We start from the raw sequence: 14,533 nt of genomic DNA on the forward strand, positions 1-14,533 counted from the left end.
GGCCTCCGGCCCCCACTCGTCGCAGCGCCTCGCAGGGCGACCTCCGTACGCAACGAGGCCCCGCTCCGGCGTGGAGCGGGGCCTCGTCGCACTCGGTTCTCAGCGGGCGCGGCGGCGCAGGCGCTCCTCGTCGAGGACGACGACCGACTTGCCCTGCAGCTGGATCCAGCCGCGGTGCACGAAGTCGGCCAGCGCCTTGTTCACCGTCTCGCGGGAGGCGCCGACCAGCTGGGCCAGCTCCTCCTGGGTGAGGTCGTGCTTGACCCGCAGCCCCTCGCCCTCACGGCTGCCGAACCGGTCGGCCATCTGCAGCAGCGCCTTGGCCACCCGGCCGGGGACGTCGGTGAAGATGAGGTCGGCCACCGAGTCGTTGGTGCGCCGCAGGCGGCGGGCCAGCACGTGCATCAGCCGCTCGGCCACCTCGGGGTGCGCCTCGATCCACGTCCGGAGCATCGACTGCGGCATCCGGGCGAGCTTGACGTCGGTGACGGCCGTCGCCGTCGCCGTCCGGGGCCCCGGGTCGAAGACCGACAGCTCGCCGAACTGGTCCGACGGGCCCATGACGGCCAGCACGTTCTCGCGTCCGTCCGGCGAGCGCCGGGACAGCTTGATCTTGCCGGACATCACGATGTAGAGGCTGTCGCCTGGCTCGCCCTCGTTGAACACCACGCGGCCCCGGGGCAGCGTCACGGTCTCCAGCCGGCTGGCGACCGGGTCCACCGCCTCTTCCGACAGCCCCTGGAAGAGCCCGGACTGGGCCAGCACCTCGTCCACTACGCGTCCTCTCGCACGACCAGTGGGAACGCCGACAACCGGCGCCTCCCGGAGAGCGCGCGCCTGCCGGCGGCGCTGTCCGCAGTGAGTCTAGGGGGCTGTGCGCGTAGTCACCCGATCAGTGGGGAGGCCAGCACCCCGGAGGGGTGACGACCGCACGTCGAGCGACGTCGTCTCTCAGACGACGGGCGGTTCGGCCCCGCGGCGGACGCGGCTCGCGCGGCGCCGGCGCCACCGGGCCATCGCGCGGCGGATCCCCGAGGTGGCCAGCGTGTCGACCTCGCCGGGGCTGGCGGTGTTGAGGAACTCCGCGACCTCACGCGGACCGGTCGGCCGCCGCAGCGGTTCCTCCACGCGCTCCATGACCAGCAGGAAGGCGATGAGCAGCGGCGGGAAGAGGATGACGATGAGGGCGACCACCGGGTACCTCCTCTGTCCTCGTCGGGGGCGGACCGGCGCCCGCAGCCACTCCTGTGTACCCCGCCCCGCGGGACCCGATGCCCGCCCGCGGCGGCTGCGATGATGGCACGGACCCGGAGTCGTCAGCGGATCCGCCTACCCTCGACCGCGTGTCCTCGCCCGCCTACGCCCGCCCCGTCCCCCCGCGCGCGCGGCGCGCCGCCGCGCGCGGTGGCACACCGTTCGACCCCCAGGAGACGCCGCTGGCGCGCACCCGGCGGGCCCGGCGGATGGCTCGCGAGCTGGCGCTGATCCACCCGGACGCGCACTGCGAGCTCGACTTCACCAACGCCTTCGAGCTGCTCGTGGCCACCGTGCTGTCGGCGCAGACGACGGACAAGACGGTCAACCGCGTCACGCCGACGCTGTTCGCGAAGTACCCCGACGCGGTGGCCCTGGCCGGCGCCGACCGCGCCGACCTGGAGGACGTCCTCAAGCCCACCGGCTTCTTCCGCGCCAAGGCCAACTCGGTGCTCGGCCTGGCCCAGGCGCTGGTCGAGCGGTTCGACGGCGAGGTCCCGGGCCGGATGGCGGACCTGGTGACCCTGCCCGGCGTCGGCCGGAAGACGGCCAACGTCGTCCTGGGCAACGCATTCGACGTCCCCGGGCTGACCGTCGACACCCACTTCGGCCGGCTGGTCCGGAGGTTCGGCTGGACGGCGGAGGACGATCCGGTCAAGGTCGAGACCGAGGTCGCGGAGTTGATCCCCAAGCGGGAGTGGACGATGTTCTCCCACCGGGTGATCTTCCACGGCCGCCGGGTCTGTCACGCCAAGAAGGCGGCCTGCGGCGCCTGCGGCCTCGCCCGCTGGTGCCCGTCCTACGGCATCGGTCCGACCGACCCGGAGGTGGCGGTGAAGCTGGTGAAGACGCCGGCCGCCTCCGACACCGAATGAGCGGCCGGGGCAGGGGAGCGGCCGCCGCGCTGCTGCTCGCGGCGGCGCTCGGTGGCTGCACCGCCGACGAACCGGACGCCACCGCGGCGCCGACCGAGCCCCCGGTCGAGAACACCACCGCGCCGTGTCCCGAGCAGCCCGACCAGCCGGCGTCCGGGGGCGAGGTGCTCGCCGACGTGACCGTCGACTGCCTCGGTGGCGGCGAGCTGGCCTTCGGCCGCGCCCAGGGCCTGCCGACGGTGGTCAACCTCTGGGCCAGCTGGTGCGGCCCCTGCCGGGAGGAGCTGCCGCTGGTGCAGCAGCTGGCCGACGAGGCCGGCGACCGGGTCAAGGTGGTCGGCCTGGTCAGCCAGGACCCCGCGAGCAACGGGCGCTCGTTCGCCGCCGACGCCGGCATCAGCATGCCCACGGGCGTCGACGCCGACGGCGACCTCGCGATCGAGCAGGGGCTGCGGGGGCTGCCCTACACCTACCTCCTGCGGGCCGACGGGTCGGTGGCGCACCTGCAGCTGCGGCCGGTCACCTCGCTGGCGGAGCTCGAGGGGCTCGTGGCCGAGCACCTGGGGGTGCAGCTGTGAGCGCCGCCGAGGACAGCGAGCTGCCCGGCTACCTGCGCCGGCTGCTGGAGTCCGCCGAGGACCTGCCGCTGCGCCACCGGATGCCCCGGCCGACGGCGACCGCCCGGCGCTCGGCGGTGCTGATCCTGTTCGGCGAGGGCCCGCGCGGCGCCGACGTCCTGCTGATCGAGAAGGCCGCGCACCTGCGCACGCACGCCGGCCAGCCGGCGTTCCCGGGCGGCGGCGCCGACCCCGGCGACGACTACCCGGTGGGCACCGCACTGCGGGAGGCCGAGGAGGAGGCCGGCATCGACCCGGACGGCGTCCGCGTGCTGGCCACGCTGCCGGAGCTGTTCCTCGGGCGGTCCGACAACCTCGTCGTCCCCGTCGTCGGCTGGTGGGACGACCCGCGCGAGGTGACCGTCGGCGACCCGCGCGAGGTGGCCCGGGTGGCGCGGGTGCCGCTGGCCGACCTGGTCGACCCGGCCAACCGATTCCGCACCCGGCACTCCTCCGGCTTCGTCGGCCCCGCGTTCGGGGTCGCGGGCATGGTCGTCTGGGGGTTCACCGCGGCGCTGCTCGACGCGATCCTCGAGGCCGCGGGCCTCGCCCGGCCGTGGGACGCCTCCGACGTCCGCCCGCTGCCGGTCCTCGGCGCGCGGCGGCCGCAGCTGCCCGGGACGTTCGAGCCCGCCGAGGAGGACGACGCCGCGCCGACGGTCGCCGATCCCGCGCCCGACGGGCCCGCGACGCGTACGGTTCCCCCGCGATGAGCGGCAGAAGGACCTCCTTGCCCCGTACCGATGGCAGGCTCGCGGCGGGCCCCTGCAGGAAGGCCGCCGTGGTCGCTGCCGGAGTGGTCCTGCTCGCCGGGTGCGGCGGTGGGGACGGCGGGAGTGCCGCGGCGCCGCCGGCGTCGTCGTCCGCCGCCGGGACCGCGGCCGGGACGGTGACGACCGCGCCCGACGGCGTCCAGGAGGTCACCCTGCAGACGCAGGACGACTACGTGTTCACGCCGGACCGGTTCACCGTCGTGCCCGGGCAGGTGCGGCTGACGGTGGTGAACGTCGCCGAGCAGCTGACCCACAACTTCCGCTTCACGCCCGGTGCCGGGCCGGCCGAGATCGACCCCGAGATCCCGCTGCTGGCGCCGGGGGAGTCCCGCACCATCGAGTTCACCGTGACCACACCCGGCGACTACGGCTTCGAGTGCAGCTTCCACACCCAGCTCGGACAGGTCGGGACCATGACGGTGAGCGGTTAGGCGATGTCGTTCGTGGACCTGGTCATCATCGCCCTCGCGCTGGCGTTCGCCTTCTCCGGCTTCCGGCAGGGCCTCATCGTCTCCGCCGCCTCGTTCTTCGGGTTCTTCGGCGGCGCGGTGCTCGGCGCGCAGCTGTCCGGGACGGTCGCCGACCGGGTCGACGGGTCCCCGGTGACCCGCGTGTTCGCCGCCCTGGTCGTGGTCCTCGTGGGCGCGTTGCTGGGGCAGCTGCTCGCCGGGGCGGTCGGCCGGGCGGTCCGCCGCCGGGTGACCTGGGAGCCGGCCAAGGTGGTCGACTCGATCGCCGGTGCGGTGCTCTCGGCCGCGGCGGTGCTGCTCGTCGCCTGGATGGTCGCCAGCCCGCTGGCCAGCGCGCCGTTCCCCGAGGTGGCGGGCCAGGTGCGGCAGTCGTCGCTGGTGCAGGCGGTCGACCGCACGGTGCCCGACGGCGTCCGGAACGTCTACGAGTCGCTGCGGGAGGCGATCGACCGGCCGGGGCTGCCCGACGTCCTCGACCCGCTGACGCCCACCGAGGCCCCGGAGGTCGCGGCGCCGGACCAGGCGCTGCAGGGGAGCCCGGTGGTGGCCTCGGTGCAGGGCTCGGTGGTGCAGATCAGCGGCGTCGCGTCGTCCTGCGCGCGGCAGATCGACGGCTCCGGGTTCGTCTACGCCCGGGAGCGGGTGCTCACCAACGCCCACGTGCTCGCCGGCGTGACCGACCCGGTGGTCACCGCGGAGGGCGAGGAGTACGGCGCCACCCCGGTCTACGTCGACGAGGAGACCGACGTCGCGGTGCTCGCCGTCCCCGGGCTGCCGCAGGTGCCGCTGACCTTCGCGCCCGCGCCCGTCGGCACCGGCGCGAACGCGATCATCATGGGCTACCCCGGCGGCGGCGACCTGTTCGTCGGCCCGGCCCGCATCCGCGACCGCCGGGACATCAGCGGGCCGGACTTCCGGGACAGCCAGACCGTGGTCCGTGACGTCTACCAGCTGTTCGGCGAGGTGCGGGCCGGCAACTCGGGTGGGCCGCTGTTCGACGACCAGGGCCACGTGCTCGGCGTCGTGTTCGCCTCGGCGATCGACGACCCGGAGACCGGCTACGCCCTGACCAACGAGCAGGTCGCCGAGGCGGTCACGGCCGGGACGACGGCCACCGCCGAGGTCGCCACCGGTCCGTGTGAGTAGGCGGCCCCGTCCAGGGCACCGCCCCGGGCCTGCGAGGGCTCGTGGCCCGTCCGGAGGCTCGCCGCGAGCCTGCGAGCGGTGAGGAGGACGGGGTCCTTCCGGGGGTCCTTCTTCAGCGGGCCCAGTCGGCCAGGGCGGCGCTGACCGCGGCCGGGGCCTCCTCGTGCGGGAAGTGGCCGACGCCGGGCAGCTCCCGCCACTCGTAGGCGCCGGCGACGTAGCGGCCGGAGCCGCGCGCCGACGACGGCAGCACGTACGCGTCGAGGGCCCCGTGCAGCTGCAGCGTCGGGGCGGTCACCGGCGCGGCCATCCGGCGGGCGTAGCGCAGCCCGTCGGGGCGCACCTGGGAGCGGCCGGCCCAGCGGAAGTACTCCATCGAGCCGTACGCGGCCTGCGGGATGCGCGCCGCCGACCGGTAGCGGGTCACCGCCTCAGCGAAGTCGGCGGTCGACGTCCAGCCCGGCCCGGCCCAGCGGCGCATCAGCTCGGCCACGGGGTCGTCGTCGGCGCGGGTCAGCCGCCGCTCGGGCAGCCGGGGCAGCTGGAAGCCCACGATGTGCCGCAGCGCCCGGCGCTGGGTGCGGTCGCGCAGCGCGGCACGCAGCATCCGCGGGTGGGCCATGGACAGCACGGCCAGCCGGCGGACGCTGCGCGGGTGCAGGGCGGCCACCGTCCAGGCCACCAGGCCGCCCCAGTCGTGCCCCACGACGACGGCGTCCCGCTCACCGAGGGCGCGCACCAGGGCGGCGACGTCGGCGGCCGCGGTCGGCAGGTCGTAGCCGCGGGGCGGCTTGTCGCTGCCCCCGTAGCCGCGCAGGTCCGGGGCGACGGCGCGGAAACCGGCCGCGGCCAGCGCGGGCAGCTGGGCCCGCCAGGACCACCAGAACTCGGGGAAGCCGTGCAGCAGCAGGACCAGCGGCCCCTCGCCGGCCTCGGCGACGTGCAGCCGGACGCCGTTGGCCGACAGGTCGCGGTGCGTCCAGGGACCGGGCAGCAGGACGCTGGTGGCGTCGGGCGGCTCCTCCTCCGGGGCGCTCACCGATGGGTGCGCCGGGCGCGGGCCCCGGTCAGACGCGGTAGTTGTCGCTGCCGCGCAGCTGCACGCGGCCGTTGCTCACCGTGGGCACGTCGCGGCGGCGCTCGCCGGGGGCCTCGCGGTGCACGACCGCCGGCAGCTCGCGCAGCGTCTCGATCGTCCGCTCCGGCTTCTCGATCTTCTTCATCTGCCCGCGGCCGACCACGGCGGCGATCGCGGCCAGCAGGACGAAGAACGCCCAGACGATCAGGTAGGAGATCCAGCGCTGGAGGCCCAGCCAGGTGAGGAACTCGGCGATCGTGATGAAGAGGAAGACCGTCGAGACGCCCAGCAGGACGCCGGCGGCGCCGAACGCGCCCGCGCCGACGCCGGCCTTCTTCGCCGACCGCCCGACCTCGGCCTTGGCCAGCTCGATCTCGCTGCGGATCAGCGTCGACACGTCCGCCATGGCGCTCTGCACCAGCACGCCGATGGAGGGCTCCTCCGCGCCGGCGGGCCGGCCCAGGGACGGGGTCGACGGTGCGCTGTGGGCCACGGGGGCACCTCCTGGGGTCGATGGCGACTGTGGGGCCGCCCGGCGGGCAGTCCACCTGGGGGAATGGTGCCCCATGATCACCGGGCGCGCGTCCCCGAGTCCCCCGACCGGGGCGCCGGGGAGGGGGAGACCCTCCCCGGCGCGGCCCCCTGCAGGGCCCCCGCCGATCTCAGTCGTCGGAGGACGAGGCCGGCAGCTTCTCCTTGATCAGGTTCATCACCGACGAGTCGGTGAGCGTGGTGACGTCACCCAGCTCCCGGTTCTCGGCGACGTCGCGCAGCAGGCGGCGCATGATCTTGCCCGACCGGGTCTTGGGCAGCTCCTGCACGACCATGATCTGGCGCGGGCTGGCGATCGGGCCGATGTCCTTGCGCACGTGCAGGCGCAGCTCCTTCACCAGGTCCTCACCGGAGTCCTCCGCGCTGCCGCGGAGGATCACGAAGGCGACGATGCCCTGCCCGGTGGTCGGGTCGCTGGCGCCCACGACCGCGGCCTCGGCCACCGCCGGGTGGGCGACCAGGGAGGACTCGACCTCGGTGGTGGAGATGCGGTGGCCGGAGACGTTCATGACGTCGTCCACCCGGCCCAGCAGCCAGATGTCGCCGTCGGCGTCCTTCTTGGCGCCGTCCCCGGCGAAGTAGACGTCCTTGCCGAACCGCGACCAGTAGGTGTCGACGTAGCGGTCGTCGTCGCCCCAGATGGTGCGCAGCATCGACGGCCACGGCTCGGTGAGCACGAGCAGGCCGGTGGTGTCGTCGCCGAGCTCGTGGCCCTCGTCGTCGACGACCTTGGCCGAGATGCCCGGGAACGGCGTCTGGGCCGAGCCGGGCTTGAGGTTCGTGACCCCGGGCAGCGGGTTGACCATGTGCGCGCCGGTCTCGGTCTGCCACCAGGTGTCCACGATCGGGCAGCGGCCGCCGCCGATGTTCTGGTGGTACCAGAGCCAGGCCTCGGGGTTGATCGGCTCACCGACCGAGCCCAGCAGCCGCAGGCTGGTCAGGTCGAAGCCGGCGGGGATGTCCTCGCCCCACTTCATGAAGGTCCGGATCACCGTGGGGGCCGTGTAGAGGATCGAGACCCGGTACTTCTCGATGAGCTCGAACCAGCGGCCGCGGTGGGGGGTCTCCGGCGTCCCCTCGTACATGACGCTCGTGGCCCGGTTGGAGAGCGGCCCGTAGACGATGTAGCTGTGGCCGGTCACCCAGCCGACGTCCGCGGCCGTCCAGAACACGTCGGTGTCGGCCTTGAGGTCGAAGCTGGCCCAGTGCGTGAAGCTGACCTGGGTCAGGTAGCCGCCGCTGGTGTGCAGGATGCCCTTCGGCTTCGCCGTCGTCCCCGACGTGTACATGATGTAGAGCGGGTGCTCGGCGTCGAACGCCTCGGGCGTGTGCTCCGTGGACTGCCGGTCGACGAGGTCGTGCCACCACACGTCGCGGCCCTCGGTCATCTCGACGTCCTGCTCGGTCCGCCGGACGACGACGACGCTGCGCACGCCCTCGGTCCTGGTCAGCGCCTCGTCGACGTTGGGCTTGAGCGCGCTCGGCGCCCCGCGGCGGTAACCGCCGTCGGCGGTCACGACCACCTGCGCCCCGGCGTCGGTGATCCGGCTGGCCAGGGCGTCGGGGGAGAACCCGCCGAAGACGACCATGTGCACCGCGCCGATGCGGGCGCAGGCGAGCATCGCGAACACCGTCTCGGGGATCATCGGCATGTAGATGGCGACCCGGTCGCCGGCCTGGACGCCCAGCTCGGTCAGCGCGTTGGCGGCCTTGCAGACCTCGTCCTTCAGCTGGGCGTAGGTGATCGTCCGGGTGTCGCCGGGCTCGCCCTCCCAGTGGTAGGCGACCTGGTCCCCGTGGCCGGCCTCGACGTGCCGGTCGACGCAGTTGTACGCGACGTTCAGCTTGCCGCCGACGAACCACTTGGCGAAGGGCGGGTTGCTCCAGTCGAGGACCTCGTCCCACTTCTGCGCCCAGGTCAGCCGCTCGGCCTGCTTCGCCCAGAACGCCAGCCGGTCGCGTGACGCCTCCTCGTAGACGTCGGGACCCACGTTGGCCTGGGCGGCCAGCTGCTCGGGCACCGGGAACCGGCGGCCCTCCACCTCGGTCGTCTCGCTCACGACTACCTCCTGCGTGTCCGACGCCGCGACGGCGCGACGTGCTCCCCACCACACCGTATGGTCCGGGGCCGCCCCGCGTCTGCCCCGTGCACCGTGGCTGCGGCACGGCGCCGGGCGCCACGGACGTGAGCCGGGCGGCCGCGCCGACGCGCACCGGAGGGTGGCGGCGCAGATCTCCTGCGTCGCCGCCCTCCGCTCACGGCAGGAAGAGCATCGTGTCGCCGTACTCGTGCCACAGGTAGCGGCCGGCGGCGGCGTGCGCGTAGGCCCGCTCGACGAGTCCCCGCCCGGCGACCGCCTCGAGCAGCAGCAGGTGGCTGGCGTCGGGCGCGTGCAGCCCGGTGACCAGGCCGGTGACCGCGCGGGCGGGGCGGTCGGGGCCGAGCACGAGGTCGGTCCAGCCGGACGCGGCCCGGGTGACGCCGTCCTCGCCGGTCGCGGTCTCCAGGGCCCGGGTGACGGTCGTGCCGACGGCGACGACCCGCCGCCCGGCCGCCCGGGTGGCGGTGACCAGCCGCGCGGTGACCCCCGGGACGCCGAAGCGCTCGGGCGCCGGCGGCTCGTGCAGCTCGGGGCTGGAGACCCCGGCGTGCAGCACGACCGGGACGACCGGCACGCCGCGGGCCATGAGCCGCACGAGCAGCCGGTCGGTGAGCGGCCGCCCGGCGCTGGCGTTCTCCGCGCTGCCCGGCTCGGTCGCGTAGACGTTCTGCGCCTCGGCGAGGGTCGGGGCGGTGCGGAGGTAGCCGTAGCGGATCGGCTGCCCGTGCCGCCGCAGGTGCGCCACCCGGTCGACGTGCGGCTCGGGGCGGGCCCGCCACAGCCGCGAGGGCCGGGCCGGGTCCGGGAACGCGGCGAGCAGTCGGAGCCGCACCCCGCCGGGGAGGTCGAGCGCGGTGCCCGGCTCCACGCCGCGGTCGGGCCCGTCGCCGTCCGGGCGGCGGACCTCGACCACCCAGTCACCGCCGTCGAGCTCCGTGGAGACGTGCAGCGGGACGGTCGTGCCGTCGGCCCGGCGGACGTCGAGCCGTGCCGGCAGCGTCGCCGAGGTGTTGACAACCACCAGGTCGCCGGGCTCGAGGTGCTCGGGCAGGTCGCGGAAGACGGCGTCGCGAAGGTCCCCGGGCCGGACGACGAGCAGCCGCACCTCGTCGCGGGCCAGGCCGCGGTGCTCGGGCGGCGCGGTGGCCTCGGCGCCCATGGCGACGGCGCTCACCGGCCGGCCTCCGCGGGCGCGGCCAGCTCGGCGGCCCGGTAGCGCCCGCTGGGCAGTTGGAGGACCTCGCTGCCCCCCGCCGCTCGCAGGCTCGCGGTGGGACCCTGCAGGGAGGCCGCATCCACCAGCCGCAGCAGAGCGGGGACGACGGTGTCCGGGGCCGGCAGCCCGGTCGCGTCGGGGTCGGCGGCGCGGTGCATGTCGGTGGCCATGTCGCCGGGATCGACGGCGTAGACGTGCAGTGCGGGGTGCTCGACGGCGAGGACGGCGGTCAGCTGGTCGAGGGCGGCCTTGCTCGCGCCGTACCCGCCCCAACCCTCGTAGGCCTCGACCGCGGCGTCGCTGCTGACGTCGAGCACCGTGCCGCCGGCCCGTTCCAGCGCGGGCAGCACCGCCTGCAGCAGGGCGAGCGGGGCGACGGTGTTCACGGCGAGCACGCGTTCCAGCGCTGCCGGCGGCAGGTCGGCGAGCCGGGGGAGCGGGGTGGGGCCGAGCTCGCTGGCGTTGTTGACCAGCAGGTCCAGGCGGTCGCCGACGGCCGCGGCGAGGGCGGCCCGGTGCGTGGGGTCGGCGACGTCGCCGGGGACCGCGGTGACCAGGTCGGGGCGGGGCAGGGCGGCGACCGCCGTCGCGAGGCGGTCGGGGTCGCGGCCGTCGACGACCAGGCGCCAGCCGCGCCGGGCGAGGGCCTGGGTGAGGGCGGCGCCGAGGCCGCGGGACGCTCCGGTGACGAGTGCGGTGCGAGTCATGTCGCCACGGTGGTACCTGAAGTCGACTTGAGGTCAATACTGAAAGTCGACTTCAATTGCCAGGAGGTCGTCGTGGCCGACGAGCTGACCATCGGGCAGGTGGCCGAGCGGGCCGGGATCGCGGCGTCCGCGCTGCGGTACTACGAGGCCCAGGGGCTCATCGCGGCGTCCCGGACGGCCGGGGGCGCCCGCCGCTTCCCGCGCAGCGTGCTGCGCCGGCTGGCGTTCATCCGGGCCGCGCAGAACGTGGGGCTGACCCTGCCGGAGATCCGGACGGCGCTGGCGACGCTGCCCGAGGGCCGGACGCCGTCCGCACGGGACTGGGCGCGGCTGTCGCAGGGCTGGCGGGACCGGCTCGACGAGCAGATCGCGGCGCTGGTGCAGCTGCGCGACGGGCTGACCTCGTGCATCGGCTGCGGCTGCCTGTCCCTGACGCGGTGCGCGCTGTCCAACCCCGGCGACGTCGCCGCGGGCGAGGGCCCGGGGGCGCGCTGGCTGTCCCCGGCGCTGCGGCGGGTGCCGCCGACCTCCAACGCGGGGTGACGGCCGCCGATCTCGCATGGGAGCCGGGTGCGGGAGATGATCGACCGACCGCCGTCGGGAGGGGGAGGTCGCATGTCCGTCATGCCCGCCGCGTTCTTCGGCCACGGCAACCCGATGAACGCCCTGGAGAAGAACCGCTACACCGAGGCCTGGCGGGCGTTCGGGGATGCGGTGCCCCGGCCGCGGGCGATCCTCGTCGTCTCGGCGCACTGGTACGTGCACGCCACGGCCGTGACGGCGATGCCTCAGCCGCGCACCATCCACGACTTCTTCGGCTTTCCTCGTGAGCTGTTCCAGGTCAGCTACGACGCGCCGGGCCTGCCGGAGCTCTACGAGGAGGTCGCGGACATCGTCCACCCGACCTGGGTGGGCGCCGACCTGGACAGCTGGGGCATCGACCACGGCACCTGGTCGGTGCTGCGGCACGCCTTCCCCGACGCCGACATCCCGGTCGTGCAGCTGTCGATCAACGCGCTCAAGCCGTTCGACTACCACCTGCAGCTCGGCGCCTCCCTCGCGCCGCTGCGGGAGGACGGCGTCCTGGTGATCGGCAGCGGGAACGTCGTCCACAACCTCGGCGGGGTCAGCCGGGCGATGCCGGACGCCGGCTTCGACTGGGCCCGCCGGTTCGACGAGCAGGTGCAGGAGCTCATGCAGCTCGAGCCGACCGAGGTCGTCCGCCTCGACGGGCACCGCGACTACGACCTCGCCGTCCCGACGCCGGATCACTTCCTGCCGCTGCTCTACGTCGCCGGGGTGGCGGGGGCGACCGGCACGACCGCGGACGTCCTGGTCGACGGCTACGCCTACGGCTCGCTGTCGATGACCGCCTACACGGTCGGCATGACCCCGCTGTCCGCGGAGGGCAGCGGGTTCGCCGCGCCGCTGCCGGAGGACCCGCCGCCGGACGGCGCCAACATCTGAGGTCAGCCGGCCTCCGACGTCGGCCGCGCCGTGTCGCTGATCCGCGGGAACGGTCGCGTGGAGAAGACGACCTCCACCGGGACGCCGGAGAACTCCGCGATGCGCAGCGCCAGGTGCAGGCTCGGGTTGTACTCGCCGCGCTCCAGGTAGCCGACGGTCTGGTAGTGCACGCCGAGGGCGTCGGCCAGCTCCCGCCGGCTGACGCCCTGCTCGGCCCGCAGCAGCGCGATCCGGTTGTGGACGGCGTCCCCCGTGCGCTCCCCGCTCACCGCACCCACTGCAGCGACGCGTCGCGGGCCGCCGCCACCTGCGAGCCGGACTGCCGTCGCGCCATCCGCCGCAGCACCACCGGGATCACCAGCAGCCCGGCGACCGCCCAGGCGGCCAGCTCCAGGACGACCTGGCCGGTCCGCCACGAGCCGCCCAGCTCGACCGCGGCCGCGGCGTCGGGCAGGAACGCCGAGCGCATGCCCAGGCCGATCCAGTAGGTGGGGAACACCTGGGCGACCGCCTGCACCCACCCCCACAGGGCCTGCACCGGGAAGAAGATCCCGGAGATCACCGTGACGACGGTGACCGGCAACATCCCCCACGTGCCGACCTTCTGCGTCCCCGGCACCACCGCGCCCAGGATCATCCCGAGCGGCAGCGTGGCGAGCAGGCCGAGGACCAGCACCCAGGCGACGGTCAGCCACCCGGTCGCGTCGTGCGGCATCGCGTCGTGGAAGAGCAGGGCGCTGGGCACGAGGATGACCAGCAGCATCGGCAGCAGGGCGGTCCGGCTGCTGCGCGACCGCATCGCCGGCCCCGAGCGTTCCCGCGGGGACGCCGGTGGTCGCTGAACGACGGCTCGCAGCCGAGATAACCGGGCGGCCGGCGGCCGCGGGCGTGAGAGTCGCGCCAGGAGACGGTCCGGGGACGTTCCGCGGGAACGCCGGGCGTGCGCTCAGCGAGGTGGGCCGAGCTCCGCGGCGAGCCGCACAACCTCGCCCACGACCCACACCGCGGGTGGCCGGATGCCCTCCTCGGCCAGCGTCTTGCCCAGCCCGGCCAGGGTCGTGCGGACCGTGCGCTGCGTGGGCGTCGAGCCGTCGGCGACGACGGCGACCGGCGTCTCCGGGTCCCGGCCGTGCTCGACGAGCGCCGCGGCGATCGCCGGAGCGCTGTCCACCCCCATGAGGACCACGAGCGTGCCCCTCAGCCGCGCCAGGGCCGGCCAGTCGACCAGCGACTGCGGGTGGCCGGGCGGCACGTGCCCGGAGACGACGACGAACTCGTGGGTGAGCCCGCGGTGGGTGACGGGGATGCCGGCCAGCCCGGGGACGCCGATCGCGCTGGTCACGCCGGGGACCACCTCGACCGGGACGCCGGCGGCCGCGCACGCCGCCAGCTCCTCCATGCCGCGGCCGAACACGAACGGGTCGCCGCCCTTGAGCCGCACCACCCGCTTGCCGGCCTGGGCGTGCTCGACCAGCAGGGCGTTGATCTGCTCCTGGGCCATGTACCGGCCGCGCGGCAGCTTGGACGCGTCGATCACCTCGACGTCGGGCGGCAGCGACGCCAGGACCGACTGCGGCGCGAGGTGGTCGGCGATCACGACGTCGGCCTGCGACACCGCCTGCTGCCCGCGCACGGTGATCAGCCCCGGGTCGCCGGGGCCGCCGCCCACGAGGACGACGGTGCCCGGCCGCCCCTCCGGGGTCGCACGGGCCGCCCGGTCGCGGATGCTGCCGTCGGTGAGCCCGGCGACGACCGCGTCCCGGACGCCGACGGCCCGCTGCGGGTCGCCGCCGCCGTGGACGCCCACGACGAGGTCGCCCTGCCGCCCGACGGCGGGGGTCCAGACACTGGACGCCGACCGGTCGTCGGCGCGGGCGCAGAACACCCGCGCCCGCTCGGCCTCCTCGGCGACCGCGGCGTTGACCGCGGGGTCGTCGGTGGCGGCCACCGCGTACCAGGCGCCGTCGAGGTCGCCGGGCCGGTAGCCGCGCCGCAGCCAGGTGACCTCGCCGGGGCCGACCAACGCCTCCAGGGCGGGGGTGACCTCGGGGCTGACCACGGTGACCCGGGCCCGCGCCTCGAGCAGGCCGGCGACCCGGCGGTGGGCGACCTGGCCACCACCCACGACCACGACCTTCCGGTCGAGCAACCGCAGCCCCACGGGGTAGACCACCCCCGAGGCGGGGTCGACCGGTGTCGCGTTCACGCCCGCTCCTCGCCGGCGCCCGCCACGAGCGGAACCGGCGTCGCTGCGCCCGTGCGGGAGCTCGCGAGCC

At 75.1% G+C, this 14,533-nt stretch carries 17 protein-coding genes; 7 read left to right on the plus strand and 10 right to left on the minus strand.

Annotation, left to right across the window (positions count from 1 at the left end; translation table 11 throughout):
- Positions 1-99: 99 nt before the first annotated feature.
- Both ACI782_RS00140 and ACI782_RS00145 read right to left on the minus strand, forming a co-directional pair.
- Positions 100-774 (minus strand): Crp/Fnr family transcriptional regulator, encoded by a 675-nt coding sequence (locus tag ACI782_RS00140; RefSeq protein ID WP_456904841.1) that lies wholly within the window; start codon positions 772-774, stop codon positions 100-102.
- 177 nt (positions 775-951) lie between these two features.
- Positions 952-1,194, minus strand: a complete 243-nt coding sequence (locus ACI782_RS00145) for a hypothetical protein (RefSeq protein WP_456904843.1) — start codon at positions 1,192-1,194, stop codon at positions 952-954.
- A 149-nt stretch (positions 1,195-1,343) separates the two neighbouring features.
- Between ACI782_RS00145 and nth the strand changes: the two genes are divergently transcribed.
- From nth to ACI782_RS00170, 5 genes are all read left to right on the plus strand, one after another.
- On the plus strand, positions 1,344-2,129 hold the full coding sequence (nth, locus tag ACI782_RS00150; RefSeq protein WP_456904845.1) for an endonuclease III: 786 nt from the start codon (positions 1,344-1,346) through the stop codon (positions 2,127-2,129).
- Positions 2,126-2,707: a TlpA family protein disulfide reductase gene (locus ACI782_RS00155; RefSeq protein ID WP_456904847.1), complete on the plus strand. Its 582-nt coding sequence runs from the start codon at positions 2,126-2,128 to the stop codon at positions 2,705-2,707. The genes nth and ACI782_RS00155 overlap by 4 nt, the downstream gene beginning before the upstream one ends.
- Positions 2,704-3,459, plus strand: a complete 756-nt coding sequence (locus ACI782_RS00160) for an NUDIX hydrolase (RefSeq protein ID WP_456904849.1) — start codon at positions 2,704-2,706, stop codon at positions 3,457-3,459. Before ACI782_RS00155 ends, ACI782_RS00160 begins: the two co-directional genes overlap by 4 nt.
- Positions 3,460-3,527: 68 nt before the next feature.
- Positions 3,528-3,950, plus strand: a complete 423-nt coding sequence (locus tag ACI782_RS00165) for a plastocyanin/azurin family copper-binding protein (protein WP_456904851.1) — start codon at positions 3,528-3,530, stop codon at positions 3,948-3,950.
- A 3-nt stretch (positions 3,951-3,953) separates the two neighbouring features.
- Entirely contained in the window at positions 3,954-5,135 is a 1,182-nt protein-coding gene (locus ACI782_RS00170; protein WP_456904853.1) for a MarP family serine protease, read from the plus strand.
- Between the two features lie 112 nt (positions 5,136-5,247).
- On the opposite strand, the gene ACI782_RS00175 is transcribed toward ACI782_RS00170, so the two are convergent.
- From ACI782_RS00175 to ACI782_RS00195, 5 genes are all read right to left on the minus strand, one after another.
- Positions 5,248-6,174: an alpha/beta fold hydrolase gene (locus ACI782_RS00175; RefSeq protein WP_456904855.1), complete on the minus strand. Its 927-nt coding sequence runs from the start codon at positions 6,172-6,174 to the stop codon at positions 5,248-5,250.
- Between the two features lie 28 nt (positions 6,175-6,202).
- Positions 6,203-6,706 carry a phage holin family protein gene (locus ACI782_RS00180; RefSeq protein WP_456904857.1) on the minus strand — a complete coding sequence of 168 codons (504 nt, stop codon included), beginning with the start codon at positions 6,704-6,706 and terminating at the stop codon, positions 6,203-6,205.
- 169 nt (positions 6,707-6,875) lie between these two features.
- Positions 6,876-8,825 (minus strand): acetate--CoA ligase, encoded by a 1,950-nt coding sequence (gene acs, locus ACI782_RS00185; protein WP_456904859.1) that lies wholly within the window; start codon positions 8,823-8,825, stop codon positions 6,876-6,878.
- Between the two features lie 196 nt (positions 8,826-9,021).
- Positions 9,022-10,041 (minus strand): S-adenosylmethionine:tRNA ribosyltransferase-isomerase, encoded by a 1,020-nt coding sequence (locus ACI782_RS00190; protein WP_456904861.1) that lies wholly within the window; start codon positions 10,039-10,041, stop codon positions 9,022-9,024.
- The gene (locus ACI782_RS00195; protein WP_456904863.1) at positions 10,038-10,790 is read right to left on the minus strand and encodes an SDR family NAD(P)-dependent oxidoreductase; all 753 of its coding nucleotides are present in this window, start codon (positions 10,788-10,790) and stop codon (positions 10,038-10,040) included. Before ACI782_RS00195 ends, ACI782_RS00190 begins: the two co-directional genes overlap by 4 nt.
- A gap of 72 nt (positions 10,791-10,862) precedes the next feature.
- On the opposite strand from ACI782_RS00195, the gene soxR reads away from it, so the two are divergent.
- Positions 10,863-11,333 carry a redox-sensitive transcriptional activator SoxR gene (soxR, locus tag ACI782_RS00200; protein ID WP_456904864.1) on the plus strand — a complete coding sequence of 157 codons (471 nt, stop codon included), beginning with the start codon at positions 10,863-10,865 and terminating at the stop codon, positions 11,331-11,333.
- A gap of 72 nt (positions 11,334-11,405) precedes the next feature.
- Entirely contained in the window at positions 11,406-12,257 is an 852-nt protein-coding gene (ygiD, locus tag ACI782_RS00205; protein WP_456904866.1) for a 4,5-DOPA-extradiol-dioxygenase, read from the plus strand.
- 2 nt (positions 12,258-12,259) lie between these two features.
- Here ygiD and ACI782_RS00210 read toward each other — a convergent pair whose 3' ends face one another.
- From ACI782_RS00210 to cobA, 3 genes are all read right to left on the minus strand, one after another.
- On the minus strand, positions 12,260-12,526 hold the full coding sequence (locus ACI782_RS00210; protein ID WP_456904868.1) for a helix-turn-helix transcriptional regulator: 267 nt from the start codon (positions 12,524-12,526) through the stop codon (positions 12,260-12,262).
- Positions 12,523-13,056, minus strand: coding sequence for an ABC transporter permease (locus tag ACI782_RS00215; protein WP_456904869.1), 534 nt, complete (start codon positions 13,054-13,056; stop codon positions 12,523-12,525). The genes ACI782_RS00210 and ACI782_RS00215 overlap by 4 nt, the downstream gene beginning before the upstream one ends.
- A 147-nt stretch (positions 13,057-13,203) precedes the next feature.
- Positions 13,204-14,463: a uroporphyrinogen-III C-methyltransferase gene (gene cobA / locus ACI782_RS00220; RefSeq protein WP_456904870.1), complete on the minus strand. Its 1,260-nt coding sequence runs from the start codon at positions 14,461-14,463 to the stop codon at positions 13,204-13,206.
- Between the last annotated feature and the right edge of the window lie 70 nt (positions 14,464-14,533).

Source organism: Geodermatophilus sp. SYSU D00703 (assembly GCF_054050155.1).

Bases quoted from the DNA above. Each gene is read 5' to 3' on its own strand.
- ACI782_RS00155 (WP_456904847.1), top strand. From the start codon at position 2,126: ATGAGCGGCCGGGGCAGGGGAGCGGCCGCCGCGCTGCTGCTCGCGGCG.
- ACI782_RS00170 (WP_456904853.1), top strand. From the start codon at position 3,954: ATGTCGTTCGTGGACCTGGTCATCATCGCCCTCGCGCTGGCGTTCGCC.
- ACI782_RS00195 (WP_456904863.1), bottom strand. From the start codon at position 10,790: ATGACTCGCACCGCACTCGTCACCGGAGCGTCCCGCGGCCTCGGCGCC.
- ygiD (WP_456904866.1), top strand. From the start codon at position 11,406: ATGTCCGTCATGCCCGCCGCGTTCTTCGGCCACGGCAACCCGATGAAC.
- ACI782_RS00215 (WP_456904869.1), bottom strand. From the start codon at position 13,056: ATGCGGTCGCGCAGCAGCCGGACCGCCCTGCTGCCGATGCTGCTGGTC.